This is a genomic window from Enterococcus gallinarum NBRC 100675, assembly GCF_001544275.1.
In the GTDB taxonomy this organism is placed as follows: domain Bacteria; phylum Bacillota; class Bacilli; order Lactobacillales; family Enterococcaceae; genus Enterococcus_D; species Enterococcus_D gallinarum.
Map to the genome: position 1 here is coordinate 1 of NZ_BCQE01000028.1, position 19,385 is coordinate 19,385.

Genomic DNA, 19,385 nt, shown 5'->3' on the forward strand with positions numbered 1-19,385 from the left:
TTTTCCATCTTTATCTGTAGCGGATACAAAGTTATCTTCCGCCTGCCATTGATCACCAACATAGAGCGTACTATCTTTGGCTACTACGGTTGCTTGATCAGACACGACGGTGATCGTTGCCACTGACTTAGCTGTTCCATTTGTATAGGTCACTTGGTAGCTACCTGTTTTCGAAGTGTCAACATCGCCGCTAACGGTTACTTCTGAAAACGATACATTATTGCCTTTTTTATCTGTGGCAGAAACAAAGTTGTCTTCGGCTTGCCATATGTCTCCTACGTATAAGGTGCTGTCTTTTACTGAAATACTGGATAAATCTTTTTCTGGTGTGATTCCAATAGATATCTGGTTACCCGTTCGATTGACTTGTACATCCATACCAGATTGAATATCTTCTGGAACAACATATCCTTCAGGGACTTTTGAAACGTATACCTTGTATTTACCTGTATAAATATCTGTCAACTGTGACTCACCTACTTGATCAGTGGTGGTGTTGATCACAGTTCCAGTCAACTGATTGATTAACATTAATGAAACTCCAGCAATCTTTTTTGTCGGCATTTCTGTATCAAAGACATCAAGTAAAGCAGATGTTTTATAGATAATCCCTTCCGAATCACCTGCTGAAAATTGCAGATTTGCGATAGTGGATGTCGCGGTGCGCTTTGCTTCGGACAATGTATCAATCGTCTCGGATGAGATGGTGGCTGATGCAGAGATTTGACCAGCGTTTTGAGAAAGGACGGTGTAACTGATCTCCACGTTCTCCTTAAGCACATAGTTTGCAAAAACCAGCCGAATCTCACCATTAACTTTCTCTACTTTATAACTGTCATCAGGAACATTTGAGATTCTGATGGAGTTTGGATCGATTTCTCCATTGGTGTTGCCAATAGATTTTAAACTGAACGTTGGATTTACAACTTTCTTTGTTCCATCATCAATGTTTTTCGTTTTCACAGTGACTTGGGTTACGTTTTTTGCGCTAGTAACTGTCCTTTGACTAATATCGATAATGTCTGTTGCGGTATTAGAGACAGTGACTGTGGATGATCCTTGTTGATTGCCATACAGTGGTTCTTTAGCAAATCCCGGTATCAGAATTGATTTCGTTTCCTGCCACCCATTTGCATAATGATAGGCAATGATGTATCTGTGATCAGTTGTCCCAAAATCGAACGTATAATAATTCGTCGCTTCATCATGCGTGATGGTAGGGTAATTCGGATCTGATTCTTTCATGACTTGCGTATTGTATTGCCCCCGATCCCAGTATTGAGGATAAATCATCCCGTCCACCTGATCATTGGAGACATCGATAATGGAAAATACGACATCAGTATTTATTGGTACATGTGTTTCTACCTTCAGATCTTTGATGGTATCTTGCCGGGCATTAACTAAAAATTGATTTTTGCTTCCTTGCAACGTTTGTTCTGAATAGTTTTTTCTTCCAGTGGTAACTGTTGTATCGACTGTATCCAAGCCATCCGCTGAGATACTAACTGGAATTTTATCTACTGGGATCCGCGTTGTAGAAGCGAGACTGTCTGGCACATAATTAAATCCAATGTCAAATTGAATTGAACGATTGATTGGCGTAATAAAAGTAACTAAGGTCCCTCCCTCAACCTTCTCAATGCGGTAATCTTGATCGATCTTGTAATAATAGTTCACTTCTGGAACTTTTCTAAGTGTCAAATAATCTGGATGTTCGACGAAGATTTTAAGATTTTCGACAGGTTGTGTTGTGCTTCCTTCAACGTTGACTGAAGTATCATTTGCATAGGCACCATTTTGGTTGTAGTTCCCCCAAGCTGTCTCAGCTGAATTAGGATATAAAACTGAGATTGGTTGTACATAATCATCCCCAATCACTTTGAATTTTTCGTTGGGAATCAAAGGAGTCGTGATATTCATGACGATGTCTTTTTGATCAAAAGGAACCGTAAGATGAATCATGGAAAATGCTAGGTTACTGTCTTTGATTGCCGTCAAGGTCAACGTACCATTAGAATTTTCAACTTTAAAGTATTCATCTAAAGGTACATTTTGATAAAAAGCATCATTGACCATTAGTTGCTTCACTGTAAGTTCCTGTCCATTTTCAGCGGATATCGTTATCTGCTGTCCTTTTTTCATTTCAGTTGGCATGCCATGTAATGTTAAATAGTAGGATCCCTTTTCATTGGAATATAAATTTCCACCGGCAACAGCCGAATAATACTTTGATGAAATCTCTTTTTCAGTTTGACTTGTTTTTGCCACAAAAGAAATTCCACGGTACTCCCCAGCCGATGGTTCAAGATTTACTGATCCAAAACCGGTGGTTGGGTAGTTTTTGTAATAAGAATACTGATGGTCACTAATTTCAGATAAGCTCATCGTGAATTGATAGACAACACCATAAGCTTTTTGCTGATCCATTTGTTTGATCTCAACTGCTGTATTTTGTAAGTCATTAGCTGTAATTGTATAATCTGTGCCAGCGACTAGCTCCGTTTGCGTTTCTAGCTTGATATTTCCTTTGATATCTACATCATAGCTATAAACCTTTAGTGGTTGCGATTCTATTTTTTTGAAAACTGCTCCTGGGGTGTCCATAAGTTGCAAAGAGAGTGTTTCCGTTCCCGAGAGCTTGCGGTCTAAATTGTAATATACTGTACCATCTAGACCAAAAATGTTTTTTTGTTGCTCGTACTTCAATGATTCGACATCTTCATAAAGATCGATCGCATAACTGGTTTTATTTAGATCATCAATTGTCACTTTGATTTGCGGGGTACTCTCTGAATAAAGATAACTCTTTAATTCAAGGGAAAATGTTGCATCGTGCATAGCTTGATTAAAAGTGATCGTTACTTGACGATTGGCACTGTCTACTTGCCAAGTCGCATCGATGCCTTGAATCGTCCCTTGATTATCGGTAAATCCAAGGGTGTCCGGCAAACTAAAAACAACAGTTGTTCCAGCTAAGTAATCTTCGTCAATGATTTCAAAATCCAATTTTAGTTTAACTGGTGTATTATTTAACACTCTTGTTTCCTGTGTTTGGCTGTACTCTTCATCAGCCATCGTAAGCAGTGTTCCTTTCTTTAAAAGTTCTTGCGCCTTTATTTGTCGATTGGAACGAGAAGCATTTTCTTCTTTTTTAGCTATTTTGGGATTAGTCGAAGATTTGTTGGTTTCAGTTTCTGCAACACTAGAATCTTTTATACCTGATGTTTCCTCACTTTGATCCACTTCGTTCTCTTCACTGGAGGAAGTAGCAACTTCTTCTTGACTACTAGTACTTGAAGTGAATGAGGAAGCTTCTTTTTCAGATGAAGCCAAGATAGGATCTTTTTCTTTGTCTATTTTACTAGTTGTTTCAGCTGGCTGATCAGCCTCAGATGTTTCAGCAATCACCAGTATTGGCGTTGTGATCTGGGTAAGACTCAACGCAATAACAACTATACTTTGTTCTATTTTTTTAGTGATTTTCTTCATTATTCTCCTCCAATATATATATATGTATTTTTAACCAATCGCTTTTCTTATTTTCTTGCCCACTTCTAATTCTTCACCGCTAAAAAAAGAAAGAATGTTGTTTGTTCGATCAATTTTCTTGATTTGTCCTGTATTGATAATGTAGGATTTAAACACTTTATAATAAGCGGGTAGGTCCAATTGCTTGATGACTTTCAAGGACATCTCAATGTATTCGATCGACTTCTTTTGGTGAAGAACGATTTGGTTGCGCTCTTCTTTGACCGTTGTGATATAGTTGATTGATTCTGCATCCATAACGATCAATTCCCGTTTGTTTTCAAGCTTTAATAAGTGCTTTTTGCCTAATAATGATTGCTTTACTTCTATTGCTTCAATTAACAAGTTTCTTAGTTGGTGTTTAAACGCTTCTTTCGTATCAATGATCCCTAATGGGCACAGGAGGTTCATTTTTTTCATCTGTATCTTTGAAGCATCTATTCCATAAAAAGCTATTTGACATTTTTTACATTGGCTTCTCAATCTTCCTGCTAATTGAAAACCTCGATCATACCCTTTCATATCAGTGGAAAATAAGAATAAATCATTGACATCGGTAAGGTGTTCATTAATAAAACGCTCAAATTGGTCCGGCAGGAAAATTTCTACTGAAGAATACGGAAGTTGGCATTCTTGGATCGCTTTTTTTAGCCACTCTCCATTAAAAAAATTATCATCTACTACATAAACAGCAAAGTTGCTTAAATTTGCAGACATCTAAGTTCTCCTTTTTTACATCATTTTTAATTGTATTATTAATCAAAAATGCCCGCTTGCACTTTCAAGCGCATTAAAAGAACCTTTGTGCAAAAATTCAGCTGTATTTAAGAACAATGTAACTATTCACTTAGCTAGTCGTAATGGATATTCAGAAAGAATTGTTTCAGTGATTTTGGAATGGTACTCTAGTGTGGGCGGCTTAACAGCTTAGACTATTCGTTTTAGTGAATAGCCATTAGTCAAAAAAGGTGGTGCGATGATACTGCTCGTATTCCCATCAATCCCCTTCATAAAATACTACTTCTATCAATATTTCTCACTGCGAAACAATAACAAATGAAACTAATAGATACGAGTATTTTCACAGATTTTTCTACTTAATTTAACATGGCACAGCTAGATGAACATGACAAAAAAAGGTTATTTCGAAGAAATAATTGGCGGGTTTGTCTTTCTTTTATAAAAATTACAAAAAAAGATATTTTGCTTTTCTTATTGTTACAGTTTGTTTGTTCACATTGTTCTTTAATATTAAAAAACAAAAAAATCCACACGTTCTTTCAACATAGCTAGCTATGTATCAGAAGCGTGTGGATGTTTTATTTTGTATATTTTTCGATATGGTGTTCAGTCACAATCATATTGATCACTGACATAATCAAAGCAACCAGAATCGCTGCACCAAATGAGGAAAAGCCAAAGTTAGCAGCTCCTACAAAGGTTGAAGTCAAATTCAGCATCAAAGCGTTGATGACAAAACTGAAAAGCCCAAATGTCAACAGCGTTAATGGAAATGAGATGATACTCAAGATTGGTTTGATCAACGCATTTAAAATAGAGAGAACAAAGCTGGCTACTAATGCCATCATGATGCTACGTACATGGACCATGTTTGGCAGCAATACTGCCAGAGCAACAAAGGTGAGTGTATTCATTATCAGTCGTTGAAAGTAGGACATTAGAAGTCACTCCAGTCCTCATCCTCGACTTTATCTGCTTCTTTGCGCGGACGATTTGTTTCTTTGTTGTTCGCTTTGTAGTACTGATTGTCGTGTCCATATCCACCAGAGCTTTTGCGTCCAGAAGGGATCAAGATCGCCATGATGACATAAAGGGTGATCCCAGGGAAACCAGCTGTCACTAATGATAGAAAGACATAGATCACACGGATGATCGTTGGATCGATTCCTAAGTATTCTGCTAAACCTCCCAGAGTACCTGTGATCACTACATTATTGGTTGATTTCGTTAATCGTTTGTTCATTTACCTTCACCTTCCTTCTGACAATCTATCTATAGATCTGATGGAATCAGATTATTGTTCTGTGTCTTTGATAAATACATTCCCAGTCGTTGTTGAAAGATCGACTTGTGCTACTTTATCAGCTACCCGGCGGAATTGCAATAATTGGTTCATACGTTCTTTTTTCTCACGCACGATTTCAAAATTGCTCAGCCGTTGATTGATACTTCCTAAGCTGGTTTTTGCCAAGCCTTCAAATCCAACTGATTGTGGTAATGCTACTTTGACATTTCCGTTGACTGAGCTAGCATTTAATTTTTGTAGCCGGTCTTCTTTGTAAGTGATTCGGATATTACCGTTCACTAGAGAAATTCCAGTATTTTGTGGTGTCGCAGTAAGAGTAACATCCCCATTGACAGTTTCAATGATAGCATCAAGGATATCTCCATCTTGAACCAAGATATTTCCATTGACACCTTCAATCTCCAACATCGTAGCATCTACTTTGCGGAAATCGATCGTACCGTTGGTTGATTTCGTATAGACATCTCTTGCCACCAATTCGTCAAATGTTACATTCCCGTTCAACAATTTCACTGCAACATGATCATAGGTACGTGTCGGCAGATAGAAAACCAGATCAGCGCGGATACGCTTGTTTGGAATTTGGAATGAAATGCGTTCATCGTCAACATCAATTTGGCTTCGTGCATCAAAAGCATCGAAAGGTGTTGCAGCATCCATTTTACCATAGAGTTTGATTTTCGCATCCACTTTCACACCCGGTTGATCCCACAAGCGGAATTCGACATTTCCGTTTGCTAATTTCACATCGATCAATGTTGCTTCCGTTTCAGCATATTCAAAGGTATGTTCAAATTTCGTTGCTGCTACTCCTGGAACTTTCAGATTGATATCTTTCCATTCCATATTGTCATTCACTGATTCTGAAACAGCACGAACTGTTTTTTTCAAGAATTGACCAAATTGAGTTCCTGCATCAACCATTTTTTCACTGACTTGAGTAAATGTATCAGAGGCTTGTTCTTTCCAGTCATCTGGAATATCAAGTTTTTGGCTGATTTTTTCTTTTGTTTGTGACCATTGGTCTTTGCGAATATTTTTCAACTTCGCATCCAATGTCGCTTTTTCTTCGCTCAAACTATCTAATGAATCTTCTAGAGAAGCGATTGTCGCTTCAGTCTCTTGCCGTGTTGCAAGTTCTTCTTCAGATAATTGATCCAATTCTTCTTTTGTGTTCAATTGCATGAGGACTTCTTGTGCTTCTTTCAGTTCCTCTTTTACACCTTGAATTTCTACATTGATCTCATCTAATTCAGCAGAAGCTTGGTTTGCCTCAGTTGCCAATCCGTCCAAGATTTTTTCAAGATTTTCTTTATCTTGTGCTTCATTTTGACGAAGTTTTTCTTCACCATCAAAAGAAGCTTCTTCTTTCTCGTGGGCTTCTTCAACTTCTTCAAAAAAGTCATTATTTGTCTTATCAGCGGATACTTCAGCTGCAGCTTTGTTGATTTGATTCTCGTCTTTGGCTTTTGCCATTCCTTCCAGCAAATCCAATGCTTCTTCTGTAGAAAGCACACCTTTTTTCACTAAATCCAATACACGTTCTCTTTCGTTCATGGAAATTGCCTCCTTCAGCAAATTTTTGTTTGCAAGTTTAGCTTACGAACCTATTATGCCTGTTTTTCCGCAAACTGTCATAGGTCTTAAGTACCAAGTTTTTATCAATCCGAAGGTCTTTTAAAAAAATAGTAGGAATGACGTCTCATTAAAACAAAAATGATGGTTCTTTATGAAAGAAAAACTTGTGACAGTCAACTTTACTTAAAAGTGCCTACAAAAAAACTGTACTACAGAAGAACAGAATGTTGCAAGGATAACCTCACACGTTTTCCAATAGTTTATCCATGATCCCAGATCAATGATACGCTATTTTTCATCTCTCTTCTTACAGTACAGTCCATACAATAATAATATACATTCATGTGAAAGCTGATGAGCTAAATCTATATTTTGAACAAAGATATGCTCACTACATCAGCTCAGAACGATTACTATTTAACTCACTGATCTTACCAGTAGCCAAATAAACGATCCATTCGCAAATATTTGTGACATAATCACCAATTCGTTCGAGATATTGGGCAACAGAAAGATAATCTGTACCACTAACGACTGTCTCAGGATTGGCTTTCATGCTATCGATCGTTTTATAGTAGATATCTCGATAGTAATCATTCACCCGCTCATCCATCTGTGCAATCATCCGGGCATCTTCTTGATCTGTTTTTACATAAGCGACCAAAACATTGTCCACCATTTTTTTGACATAGTCAGACATATCGGAAATCTCTTTTTCAATCTCCGCAATTCGGGTCTCCCCTTTGACACGAATCGTCGATTTTGCGATAGACACCGCATGATCTCCCATCCGTTCCAAATCCGAACTAGCTTTCATTACAGTGATGATCATTCGCAAATCAGTCGTTACAGGTTGTTGCAAGGCAATCATTTCGAAACTTTTCTTCTCGAGTCGAACTTCCATATTGTTGATTGCTTCATCGTTTTCTATTACTTCTTGAGCGATCTCTTTATCATGCTTCACATAAGCACGAACAGATTTATGGATCGCACTACTTACAAGCATCCCCATTTCATAAAATTGATTGTGAAGATTCAGTAATTCTTCTTCAAATTGTGTACGCAACATTGCTTTTTCCTCCTAACCAAATCTTCCTGAAATATAGTCTTCTGTTTCTTTCTCCCTCGGACTCAAGAATACTTTCTTGGTATCATTGAATTCGATCAAGTTGCCGTCTAAGAAGAAGGCTGTTTTGTCAGAGATTCTTGAAGCTTGAGACATGTTATGAGTCACAATGATCATTGTGTATCGTTCTTTTAGTGCCAAAAGGGTATTTTCGATTTTACCTGATGAAATTGGATCCAATGCACTTGTTGGTTCATCTAATAAAATGATTTCCGGATCGACAGCCAATACTCGGGTAATACAAACCCGCTGTTGCTGGCCGCCAGACAAAGAAAGTGCACTTTGATGAAGCTTATCTTTGACATCATCCCATACTGAGGCAGCTTTCAAGCTTTCTTCCACGGTTTTATCGAGAATCTCTTTGTCTTTGACACCCTTTAATTTTAACCCATAAATAACGTTTTCGTAAATCGAAAAGGGAAATGGATTCGGTTGTTGGAAAACCATACCGATTTCTTTCCGTAAATCTACTGTATCTTGTTGCGGACTGTAGATGTCTTTTCCTTTATATACGACACTCCCTGTGATCGTGACACCGGGAATCAAATCATTCATCCGATTCAACGAACGAAGATAAGTCGACTTGCCGCAGCCGGAAGGACCGATCATTGCAGTAATTTCTCCTTTATTGATGGAAAGATCGATTCCTTTTAATGCTTCTTTTTTTCCATAATATAAATGCAGATCTTTTGATGTGATAATTTCTTCTGCCATTTCTTAGCCTCCGTTTACTGATCGGATCAGATTAGCCAAAGTGACCTGATACATAATCTTCTGTTGCTTGGATTTTAGGACGCGTGAATATTTTTCGTGTGTGATCATATTCAATTGCATTTCCCAAGTAAAAGAATGCGGTATAGTCACTGATCCGTGCAGCTTGCTGCATGTTGTGCGTCACGATAATAATCGAATAATCTTGCTTTAAGTTGACCAATGTTTCTTCAACCGTTCCGGTAGAGATTGGATCTAGCGCACTCGCTGGTTCATCCAAAAGTAAAATATCCGGCTTCATAGCGATGGCACGAGCAATACACAGACGTTGTTGTTGCCCCCCGGACAATGCTAAAGCACTTTTATCCAGGCTGTCTTTGACTTGATCCCACAGAGCGGCTTGTTTCAAACTTGTTTCAACGATCTCGTCTAATTTCTTCTTGTTCTTCTCACCATGACGACGCAAAGCAAATGCGATATTGTCATAAATTGATTTACTGAAAGGATTTGGACGTTGAAAAACCATACCAATCCGTTTGCGCATTTCATAGACATCGACTTCTTTCGTATTGACATCGACACCCTTGTACATAATTTGACCCGTTACTTTCGTATTCGCAATACCATCGTTCATGCGATTCAATGAACGAAGATAGGTCGATTTTCCACAACCAGAAGGTCCAATCAATGCGGTAATTTTATTTTTTTCAAATTGCAGATCGATTCCTTTGATCGCTTCATTTGTTCCATACCATACGTGCAGATCATTTGTATAAAGAGCGACGTCTTCTGGTCGATCAAAGGTAATGATATTGCGTTCTTCCCAATTATAATCATTCATACAGTGATTCTCCTTATGCTGACGTCATTTTCTTATACAATCGTTTACCGATTGCACGAGCGCCAAAGTTAAACAATAGAACAGCGATGATCAGGACAGCTGAAGCGCCAGCTGAAACTTGGATTCCATCAGGCATCGTTCCTTCTGTATTGATTTTCCAAATATGGACAGCTAATGTTTCCGCTTGTCGAAAAATGCTGATCGGGCTGGAAACACTCAGCGGGTTCCAATTTGAAAAATCTAACGCTGGTGCACTTTGACCTGCGGTGTAAATCAATGCTGCGGCTTCACCGAAAATACGTCCCGAACTTAGGATCACACCAGTCAATATCCCAGGTGTTGCTTCAGGAACGATGATTCGCATGACTGTTTCCCAGCGTGACAATCCCAGCGACAACCCAGCTTCACGCTGTGTATAGTGGATGGCTTGCAATGATTCTTCTACATTTCTTGTTAGTAATGGTAAGTTGAAAAACGTTAGTGCTAGGGCTCCTGAAATAATCGAGAATCCGTAACCGAATTGGATAACGAAGACTAAGAAACCAAAAAGACCGACTACAACTGAAGGCAACGAACTAAGAATCTCAATCGATGTTCTCACTACATCTGTAAACCAATTCTTTTTCGCATATTCGGATAAATAGATCCCGGCACCTAATGAAATCGGAAAACTAATGATCATTGTCACCAATAATAGATACAATGAGTTGAATAGCTGAATCCCGATCCCACCACCTTCTTGATAAGCTTTGGAAGGTGAGGTCAAAAATTCCCAACTAATATGAGGAATCCCTCGTACTAAGATATACAGCAATAAAGAAGCCAAAATCAAAACAATGATTCCTGCTACAGCATAAAGAACACCAGTCGCAATTTTATCTGAGCGTTTTGCATTCATTATTTCAACGCTCCTTTCTTACCAATCAATCGAATCACAATATTGAACAATAAAGACATCAATAATAAGATCAGCGCTAATGACCACAGTACGTTATTTTCAACAGTCCCCATGATCGTATTTCCGATTCCCATCGTTAGAATCGATGTCAGTGTTGAAGCAGGTGTCACCAAGCTAGACGGCATCAATGCCGCATTCCCGATAACCATTTGGATGGCCAATGCTTCACCAAATGCCCGAGCCATTCCGAAGACGACTGCTGTTAAAATCCCTGGAACTGCTGCCCGCAAAACAACTTTGTAAATCGTTTGCCATCTGGTTGCTCCAAGAGCAAGTGAGGCTTCGCGATAGTGTCTTGGGACTGCTCGCAACGCATCGACAGTCATTGTCGTTACAGTTGGCAAGATCATGATAAACAGAACAAATGTCCCTGCCAGAATCCCAAAACCAGTACCGCCAAAAACAGAACGGACCGCTGGAACGATCACGGATAGTCCGATAAATCCATAAACAACGGATGGGATCCCAACTAGTAACTCGATAACTGGCTGCAAAATCTTTTCACCGTTGCGAGGGGAAACTTCTACCATAAAGACAGCTGCACCAATCGCAAATGGTGTTGCGATGATCGCTGATAAGAAAGTTACCACAAATGAGCCGACGATCATCGGCAATGCGCCGACAAGCGGCTGTCCATCTGGGCCAACAGCACTAGGGTTCCATTGTGTACCAAACAAGAAATCAAACACATTTACTTTATCAACGAAAAACGTGGCAAGCCCACGACTTGCTACAAAATAAAAAATTGAGATCACAACCAAAACGATCAATGCGATACAAAGAAAACTAATGAGCTTTCCCCGCTGCTCCATTTTTGCTCGCTTAGATTTTTTCGTTAACACTTCTTTTACATTTTCCACGAGGGATTCCTCCTCAAAAATCAAACTAAATTCACAAATATTAGTTTATCGCTCGAACATCAATTTCTGTTAAACCTTTTGTAAATTTTTCGGCAACATTGTAAATTTTGTGTAAAGGTTACTTGATGACGTTTCCTTCCCAATCGCGTTCAACTTGCATTCTTGAAATAGGAATATAACCAAGATCCCCAACAATGTGCTCTTGAACTTCATCCGAAAGGATATACTCTAGGAATTCTGCTGTCAGTGCTTTAGGTTCTCCCTTCGTATACATGTGTTCATACGCCCAGACTTTCCAGTCATTTGTCGTCACATTTTCGTCTGTCGGTGCTACGCCATCAATAGAAAGAACATTGACATCATCCGTCACATAAGAGAATGCAACGTAACTGATAGCTCCCGGCGTATCCGAAACAATCGAACGAACCATTCCACTTGAATCTTGTTCTTGCGATGGAATTGCTGTTTCTCCATCCATGATCCATTTCTCAAAGGTTCCTCTTGTTCCGCTTCCTGCCGCACGGTTCAACAGAACGATTTTTTGATCATTCCCCCCTACTTCTTTCCAGTTGGTAATTTCGCCTAGAAAAATCTTTCGTAAATTTTCTGTAGAGATATCAGATACACCGACATTTTTATTTACAATAGGAGTGATTCCTACTACAGCTACTTTATGATCCACAAGTGCTTTAGCATCGATACCAGACTTTTCTTCTGCAAACAGATCTGAGTTGCCGATATCTACAGCACCTGCTTGAACTTGACTCAACCCTGTACCACTACCGCCACCTTGAACATTAATAAATCTGCCTGGGTTTTCATTTTGGAATTCTTCTGCCACAGTCTCTACTAACGGCTGTAATGCGGATGAGCCGACAGCGGTGATCGATTCCCCTTGATCGATCCATTTTGCACATCCTGATAATAGAATGACCAAGCCTAAAACTGGTCCCAAAAATTTCAATTTTTTCATGATAACGCTCCTTGTTCTTTCCAAAGTTAAATACAATTATTTCCATTTTACCATTTTATGAAATTGTTGAAAATTATTATTTGCTAATATTTCTCACTCCTGACAAAAATTTACTACATTTCCTACAATCACTTACAGAAAATAACTAAAAGTAAAAAAGTAAAAATTTTTTTCAATTAGTAAAAAGAAGTATATTGTCAATTCTTACTGTGCTATACTGGATAAGAAAACAATTATTAAAAGAACATAATAACCTTTCTTGCTTCCCCAATCAAGAATAGCCCCAAATTATGTTCGACGTTTTCGTGATTTCATCAACATTTCCCCAAATGTATGTTGAATCAAAACGGCAGAAGTGGTCATTTATGTACCAGCTTCTGCCGTCTTTTTTTGTCCAAAATAACGGATTATTGTGTTTTATCCAGGTTATCTAACCATTGAGTGAGTTTCTCAGCGATCTGTTGTTGTTGTTCCTCATTTGAAATCGTGGCAGATCCGTCACCACGCTGTGAGCCGTAACTACCAAAACCAGCGTGATTGCCTCCTGAGATTGTTTCGAAAATAGCTGAATCCGGCAAATAGGTTTTTGCTGCTTGATAATTCTCTTGATTCAATACTTCGTCATTGCTAGCAGTGAGAGAAAGCACAGGCAAATTAGTCTCTGCTAAGCTGCCTTTTTCATCTGGATAACTCGCTAAGAAAAAGACTCCTTTTAACCCATTCTTTTGACTAGCGGCATAACGACTTGCCATCACGCCACCCAATGAATGCCCACCAATCACATAGCCATTATGTGGAAATTCGTTTAAAATATTCTCTGCGCGATTTCCCCCAAGGACTGCCATATCAAAGGGCATCTTGACGATCGCAACCGAGTATCCTTTTTCAGACACCTCTTTTGCCCAAATACTGTAACTTTCTGCATCTACTAGTGCTCCCGGATAAAAAACAACGAGTGGTTTTTCAGGATCTCCAGAGAAATAAAGCGCATCTTGTTTCTCTTGCCCTTTTGAAAGAGCTGTTTGAGCGGCTTCACTTGCCGTATAGTGTAATTTTTGCCAGCCTAACCATCCACCTGCACCGATCAGCAGCAGGCCGATCACTAGACACAGTAGTATTTTTTGATATTTTTTCATTTTCCATCCTCCAAAATCAACAAAATGGAACCGCCTGAACCAAGCAGTCGCTTCTTAACTAGTTTGAAGTTAGCGTCACTTGCGTTCGCGTTTCCATTTTGTAGGTAACTTCTTTCAAGCATTTACTGATGAGCCAAGGCTAACAATTCGCGCGCATGCTCTACTGTCAGTTCTGTGATTTCTGCTCCTGATAACATACGAGCAATCTCAGTCACTCGTTCTTCATAGGATAACTGACGAACTCGAGTCTCCGTCCGTCCTTCTTGGATCGCTTTTTCAATAAAATATTGATAATCAGCTACTGCGGCTACTTGCGGCAAATGAGTGATACACAAAACTTGGGAATTCAACGCAATTTTTGAGATCTTTTCAGCAATTGCTTGCGCCACGCGGCCACTGACTCCGGTATCTACTTCATCAAAAACAATACTCGTGATCCCTTGTTTCCGTGAAAAAATCGATTTCAATGCTAATAAGATACGAGACAGCTCACCACCAGATGCTACCCGAACCAACGGTTTCATGCCTTCCCCAGGATTGGTTGTGAGATAAAAAGCCACACTATCAAATCCAGTTGCTGTCAACTGCTTGCCATTTGCAAAGCGAACTTCAAACTGTGCATGTTCCATATAGAGGTCGTTCAATTCTTGCACAATTTCTTTTTCTAATCGATGTGCGATTTCTCGCCGCTTGACATGGAGTTGTTCAGCAAGAGCCCAAACAGCATCGGCCTTAGCTGTCAATTGCTCTTCTAACTGTTCCAGCTGACCTTCAGTATAGGCAGATTCAGAGATCTCCTTACTAATTTCTTCATAATAAGCTAGGATGACGGAGATGGACTCGCCGTATTTGCGCTTCAATTGACGAATCGTTTCCAGTCGGTTAATAACTTCTTCTAGACGTCCTTCATCAAGTTCAAGGTTATCTAACTGTCGTGAAATATCAGAAGCAGCATCCTGCAACAAATAATAAGCGCTCTGGATTGTTTCAGTGATTTTTTCATAGGCTTGATCTAAGTGGGCGATAGATTGGATCTCGGACAGTGCCACACTTACACCGTCGACACTGCTCATTTCTTCTGAAGAGAGTGCACCATAACTTTGCCCCAGCGCATCGACGATTTTCTGATAGTTGGTTAACTTCTCACGTTCTTCGATCAGATTTTCTTCTTCGCCCTCGATTAATTCAGCCTGTGCGATTTCTTCTTGTTGGAATCGCAGCATATCCATCCGTTGAACATATAATTGTTCATTTTCCTGAATATTGCGAACCTGTTTTTCTAAATTGCGGTATTCCTGATAGGCATTCTGGTAGTGCAGCAGTTCTGCTTTGAACCCATCATCGCCAAACCCATCTACCAAGCTAAGATGCCTTTCCGGCTGTAATAACTCCTGATGTTCATTTTGTCCTTGAATATCAACTAAAAAAAGACCAATCTTTCGCAGACTTGCCAAAGTGACCGTACGGCCATTGACACGACAGATTGTTTTTCCTGCTTGTGTGATATCCCGTTGGACGATCAGCACATCTTCTTGATCGATGCCTAATTCTTCTGTCAGTTCTTGAAACTCAGGCTGCTTCGGCCATTCAAAAAGGCCTTCCAGTCGGCATTTCTCTGCTCCTTGACGCAAGTAGTCAGTAGATCCGCGTCCGCCGGCTAACAAGCCCATCGCATCAATAATGATTGATTTCCCGGCACCTGTTTCACCTGTCAAAGCTGTCATTCCTTCATGAAAAGAAAGGTGTAAGTGGGAAATAATTGCGAAATTTTGAATGGTCAACTCTAAAAGCATGGATTGCCTCCTCTACATAAATCGTTGAAAATCTTTAAACAAAGTTTCTGCATCTGCTTCTGTTTTAGTGATCATCAATACATTGTCATCATCATTTAAGGTACCAAACAGTTCCTTTGCATATTGTTTATCGATTAAATTTGCCAAAGCGGAAGCATTTCCCGGCAATGTGCGTAAAATAACGAATTTATCCATTCGATCAACAGAAACAAAGGCAGCTTTCAAAATCTTTTCTAACTTGGCAATGACATCTTCTGACGTTTCTTGAGGAATGCTGTAGCGGTAGCCACCTTTTTGTGAAGGGACTTTGACTAGCTTCATTTCTTTGATATCGCGGGAAATCGTCGCTTGTGTGACCGACACCCCTTTTTCCTGAAGCAATTCGACAAATTCTTCCTGTTTTTGAATATCTTGCTCACTAAGCAATCGTGTTATCAAACGATGACGCTCTTTTTTTCTCATCTCTCGTTCCTCCTGATTGAATTCCTACTAATTTTATCCTATTTTTAGACAGAAAGAAAGAGAGCCGGCATGTAAAATACCAGCTCTGCAAAATCAGTAAGTTTTTGGATGATGAAAGGTTTCATGTGCTTCAGCAACGATCTGAGGGATAGATATTTCGGCTTTCCTTGTGCCATCACCTTTCTGCACTTTCTGTAGATGAACCAAAAATTCAATATTGCCTTCACCGCCCGTGATCGGTGAAAAACTAAGATCAAGAATATTAAAGCCATTCGATTGGGCAAAGTCCAAGATTTCTTCGAGAACCCTTTGATGGACTGCAGGATCACGAACGATGCCGTTTTTTCCGACAGATGCTTTCCCTGCTTCGAATTGGGGCTTGATCAGCGCTATGACTTCTCCTTGGTCTACGAGAATTTCATGTAACGGCGGCAAGATCAACTTCAAAGAGATAAATGACACATCGATGGTTGCTCTTTCTGGTAATCCTTCTAAAAAATCAGTAGGTTTGGCATAACGAAAATTCACACGTTCCATCACGACTACTCGCGGATCTTGACGTAGTTTCCACGCCAACTGATTGTAGCCAACGTCTAAGGCATAACTCATTTTTGCCCCATTCTGCAGAGCTGCATCAGTAAAGCCGCCGGTAGACGCACCAATATCCAGCAGAATTTGGTCTTTCACCTCAAAGTCAAAAATTTTCAAAGCTTTTTCAAGTTTTAAGCCACCACGGGAGACATAAGGCAGCTTTTTGCCTTTGATTTGCAACTGTGTCTCCCCGCTGATTTTTTCACCGGGTTTATCTAAACGTTCATTTTTCTCTGTATAAACTAATCCAGCCATGACACCGCGTTTCGCTTGTTCTCTGGTTTCAAAAAGTCCTTGTTGGACCGCTAAAACATCTACTCGTTCTTTTTTCATTACTTTCCTCTAATCTCGAATTGTTTGACAACGGATGCGAGCAAACTTTGATCGAAATGACCATAACTGCTCAGTTCATCTAACACAGCATACGCTTGATTCAATTCATCCTTCAATGCTCCACTAGCGCCATCAAGTCCTAGCAAAGCCGGATAAGTACTTTTAGCTAGTGCATCATCTCGATGGACAATCTTGCCCAATACTTCTGTTGTACTGGTGACATCTAAAAGATCATCGCGGATTTGGAAGGCTAAGCCCATATGACGAGCAAATTGATCGAGCAGCTGGATAATTTCTTCTGTCTGATCCGCTAAAATACCACCAGCAATCACTGCAAAACGAATCAGTTCACCTGTTTTGCGTTCGTGAATGCTGATCAGCTCATCAAGCGTGAGTTGCTGATTTTCCCCTTGGATATCTGCTGCCTGTCCAGCCACCATTCCCGCTGTGCCTGCCGTATGACTAAGCTGCTGCAAAAGCAAAATTTTCTTATCTGGTTCAAGATCAGCTAACGATAACAACTGAAACGCAGCAGTCAATAGCCCGTCCCCAGCAAGGATCGCTAGTGCTTCTCCATAGACTTTGTGATTTGTTGGTTTGCCTCGTCGCAAGGCGTCATCGTCCATCGCCGGCAAATCATCATGAATCAGTGAATAGGTATGAATCATCTCTAGGGCTGCTGCAGTCTGGTATACTCCCAAAGTCATTGACTTATGGAAAGAAGCAACGGTCGCTGTCAACAGCAATGGACGAATTCGCTTACCGCCAGCATGAATGGAGTAAAGCATACTATCTTTCAACGTTTGATCACTTGTATGTTCTTCCAGAAATCGAACAATCACAGCTTCGATCTCCGAAAGATATTTTTCTTGAAATTGTTGCATGTTATCCATTAGTCTTCCTCATCAAAAAGAACTTCTTCATTGTTTTCAGTCATCATTTTTGTCAATGATTTTTCTGCTTTAGCCAATGTATCTTTGCACTGTTTGCTTAACACCATTCCCTTTTGAAAAGCGTCAAGAGCTTCTTCTAATGGTACATCGCCTTGTTCAAGCCTAGTAACGATTTGTTCTAATTCTTGTAATGATTCTTCAAATGTTGGATTTGCCATGATCTTCTCCTTCTGTTGCAATAACTTTAACAAGCGCTTGACCATCTTGATAATGGACGTTCAACTCATCACCAGCTTCAATATCTGCGATGGTTTTAACGACTTTTTCGTCTTTCGTCGTAAAACTGTAGCCTCGTCCCATGATTTTTAGAGGGCTCAAAAGATCTAATGATTGGAGAGCACTTAAAAATCGCTGTTCTTTTTTTTCAACGCTAAGTTGAATGGCTTTTTCTAGTCGTTGCGTTAAATAAGTAACTTCTTGTCCTGCAGCTGAGAGCCGTGCCTTAGGTACCTGTTGTTCCAAACGATGAATCAACTGACTGGCCACCTTCTCTTTATCATAGAGCTGTGTTTGCAACGATTGATTCATTCGTTGCTGCAACTGATCCAGTTTAATCGCTTGGGCCTCATATAAGCGCTCTGGTTGACGAAAGATATAAGAACCTACTGCCCGTTGGAAACGTTCTTGTTTCCGCTGGATTTGATACATAAATGCTTGTTCAAGCCTTGTTTGCTTCTCTTCGATCCGTAAAATTTCTTCTGAAAGAACCGGCACTGCTAATTCAGCAGCAGCAGTTGGTGTGGCTGCTCGTACATCCGCCACTAAATCAGCGATGGTGGTATCTGTCTCATGTCCCACAGAAGAAATGACTGGTGTCTCGGCAGCGAATATGGCACGTGCAACACGTTCTTCATTAAATGGCCAGAGATCTTCGATAGAACCTCCTCCGCGGCCAATAATCATTGTATCGAAGGTGCCATCTGCTTCCACTCGCTGGATATTTTTTACTACATCATCTGCGGCCTTGTCTCCTTGGACTACGGTTGGAAACAAGACGATTTCGGCAATTGGATAGCGCCGCTGCGCAGTTGTGATGATATCCCGAATCACTGCGCCACTGGGGCTTGTAAGTACTGCGATTCGTTTTGGAAATCGTGGAAGGATTTTTTTGGGAGCTGAAAATAGCCCTTCTTCCGCTAATTTTTTCTTAAGTTGTTCGTAGGCTTGGTACAACGCCCCCACTCCGTCAGGTTCCATGTGTTCAATGTACATCTGATAATTTCCGCTGGCCTCATAGAGTGAAATGCGGCCAACAGCCAACACTTTCATTCCTTCTTCCGGCTGAAATCGCAGCTTTTCAAAAGCTCCCTTGAACATGACTGTCGAAATTTTTGCGCCATCGTCTTTCAAGCTGAAATATTGATGGTTTGGCCGTCTGCGAAAATTGGAGATTTCTCCAGTCAAATAGACCCGTTCCAAGTAAGGATCAGCATCAAACTTGCGTTTCAAGTATTTGGTCAATGCGGTCACAGTTAAATATTGTTGTGCCATG

Annotated in this window: 18 protein-coding genes; all 18 read right to left on the bottom strand. The window is 40.0% G+C overall.

The window, feature by feature from the left end:
* Positions 1 to 3,492 (bottom strand): bacterial Ig-like domain-containing protein (locus EG2_RS14210; RefSeq protein ID WP_060815146.1); only part of this gene is annotated, 3,492 nt, incomplete at its 3' end.
* A gap of 30 nt (positions 3,493 to 3,522) precedes the next feature.
* Entirely contained in the window at positions 3,523 to 4,248 is a 726-nt protein-coding gene (locus tag EG2_RS14215) for a LytTR family transcriptional regulator DNA-binding domain-containing protein (RefSeq protein WP_060815147.1), read from the bottom strand.
* A gap of 602 nt (positions 4,249 to 4,850) precedes the next feature.
* The gene (locus EG2_RS14220) at positions 4,851 to 5,210 is read right to left on the bottom strand and encodes a phage holin family protein (RefSeq protein ID WP_003126225.1); all 360 of its coding nucleotides are present in this window, start codon (positions 5,208 to 5,210) and stop codon (positions 4,851 to 4,853) included.
* Positions 5,210 to 5,515 (bottom strand): PspC domain-containing protein, encoded by a 306-nt coding sequence (locus tag EG2_RS14225; protein ID WP_003126224.1) that lies wholly within the window; start codon positions 5,513 to 5,515, stop codon positions 5,210 to 5,212. The genes EG2_RS14220 and EG2_RS14225 overlap by 1 nt, the downstream gene beginning before the upstream one ends.
* A 51-nt stretch (positions 5,516 to 5,566) precedes the next feature.
* A complete protein-coding gene (liaX, locus tag EG2_RS14230) occupies positions 5,567 to 7,135 on the bottom strand; it encodes a daptomycin-sensing surface protein LiaX (RefSeq protein ID WP_005471173.1) in 1,569 nt (522 codons plus the stop codon).
* A gap of 412 nt (positions 7,136 to 7,547) precedes the next feature.
* On the bottom strand, positions 7,548 to 8,225 hold the full coding sequence (gene phoU, locus EG2_RS14235) for a phosphate signaling complex protein PhoU (RefSeq protein WP_003126222.1): 678 nt from the start codon (positions 8,223 to 8,225) through the stop codon (positions 7,548 to 7,550).
* A 12-nt stretch (positions 8,226 to 8,237) separates the two neighbouring features.
* Entirely contained in the window at positions 8,238 to 8,996 is a 759-nt protein-coding gene (gene pstB / locus EG2_RS14240; RefSeq protein WP_060815148.1) for a phosphate ABC transporter ATP-binding protein PstB, read from the bottom strand.
* A 31-nt stretch (positions 8,997 to 9,027) separates the two neighbouring features.
* A complete protein-coding gene (gene pstB, locus EG2_RS14245) occupies positions 9,028 to 9,834 on the bottom strand; it encodes a phosphate ABC transporter ATP-binding protein PstB (protein WP_003126219.1) in 807 nt (268 codons plus the stop codon).
* A gap of 13 nt (positions 9,835 to 9,847) precedes the next feature.
* Positions 9,848 to 10,732, bottom strand: a complete 885-nt coding sequence (gene pstA / locus EG2_RS14250; protein ID WP_003126218.1) for a phosphate ABC transporter permease PstA — start codon at positions 10,730 to 10,732, stop codon at positions 9,848 to 9,850.
* Positions 10,732 to 11,652, bottom strand: coding sequence for a phosphate ABC transporter permease subunit PstC (pstC, locus tag EG2_RS14255; RefSeq protein ID WP_003126217.1), 921 nt, complete (start codon positions 11,650 to 11,652; stop codon positions 10,732 to 10,734). Before pstC ends, pstA begins: the two co-directional genes overlap by 1 nt.
* A gap of 118 nt (positions 11,653 to 11,770) precedes the next feature.
* On the bottom strand, positions 11,771 to 12,625 hold the full coding sequence (locus tag EG2_RS14260) for a phosphate ABC transporter substrate-binding protein PstS (protein ID WP_060815149.1): 855 nt from the start codon (positions 12,623 to 12,625) through the stop codon (positions 11,771 to 11,773).
* A 407-nt stretch (positions 12,626 to 13,032) separates the two neighbouring features.
* Positions 13,033 to 13,761, bottom strand: coding sequence for an alpha/beta hydrolase (locus tag EG2_RS14265; RefSeq protein WP_060815150.1), 729 nt, complete (start codon positions 13,759 to 13,761; stop codon positions 13,033 to 13,035).
* A 122-nt stretch (positions 13,762 to 13,883) separates the two neighbouring features.
* Positions 13,884 to 15,554 (bottom strand): DNA repair protein RecN, encoded by a 1,671-nt coding sequence (recN, locus tag EG2_RS14270; RefSeq protein WP_060815151.1) that lies wholly within the window; start codon positions 15,552 to 15,554, stop codon positions 13,884 to 13,886.
* 12 nt (positions 15,555 to 15,566) lie between these two features.
* Positions 15,567 to 16,016 carry an arginine repressor gene (argR, locus tag EG2_RS14275; RefSeq protein ID WP_003126212.1) on the bottom strand — a complete coding sequence of 150 codons (450 nt, stop codon included), beginning with the start codon at positions 16,014 to 16,016 and terminating at the stop codon, positions 15,567 to 15,569.
* Positions 16,017 to 16,109: 93 nt separating this feature from the next.
* On the bottom strand, positions 16,110 to 16,940 hold the full coding sequence (locus EG2_RS14280; RefSeq protein ID WP_060815152.1) for a TlyA family RNA methyltransferase: 831 nt from the start codon (positions 16,938 to 16,940) through the stop codon (positions 16,110 to 16,112).
* Positions 16,940 to 17,824, bottom strand: a complete 885-nt coding sequence (locus EG2_RS14285; protein ID WP_172461449.1) for a polyprenyl synthetase family protein — start codon at positions 17,822 to 17,824, stop codon at positions 16,940 to 16,942. The genes EG2_RS14280 and EG2_RS14285 overlap by 1 nt, the downstream gene beginning before the upstream one ends.
* Before the next feature lie 8 nt (positions 17,825 to 17,832).
* Positions 17,833 to 18,051, bottom strand: coding sequence for an exodeoxyribonuclease VII small subunit (locus tag EG2_RS14290; RefSeq protein WP_003126209.1), 219 nt, complete (start codon positions 18,049 to 18,051; stop codon positions 17,833 to 17,835).
* Positions 18,032 to 19,384, bottom strand: a complete 1,353-nt coding sequence (xseA, locus tag EG2_RS14295; RefSeq protein ID WP_060815154.1) for an exodeoxyribonuclease VII large subunit — start codon at positions 19,382 to 19,384, stop codon at positions 18,032 to 18,034. The genes EG2_RS14290 and xseA overlap by 20 nt, the downstream gene beginning before the upstream one ends.
* Position 19,385: the final 1 nt, after the last annotated feature.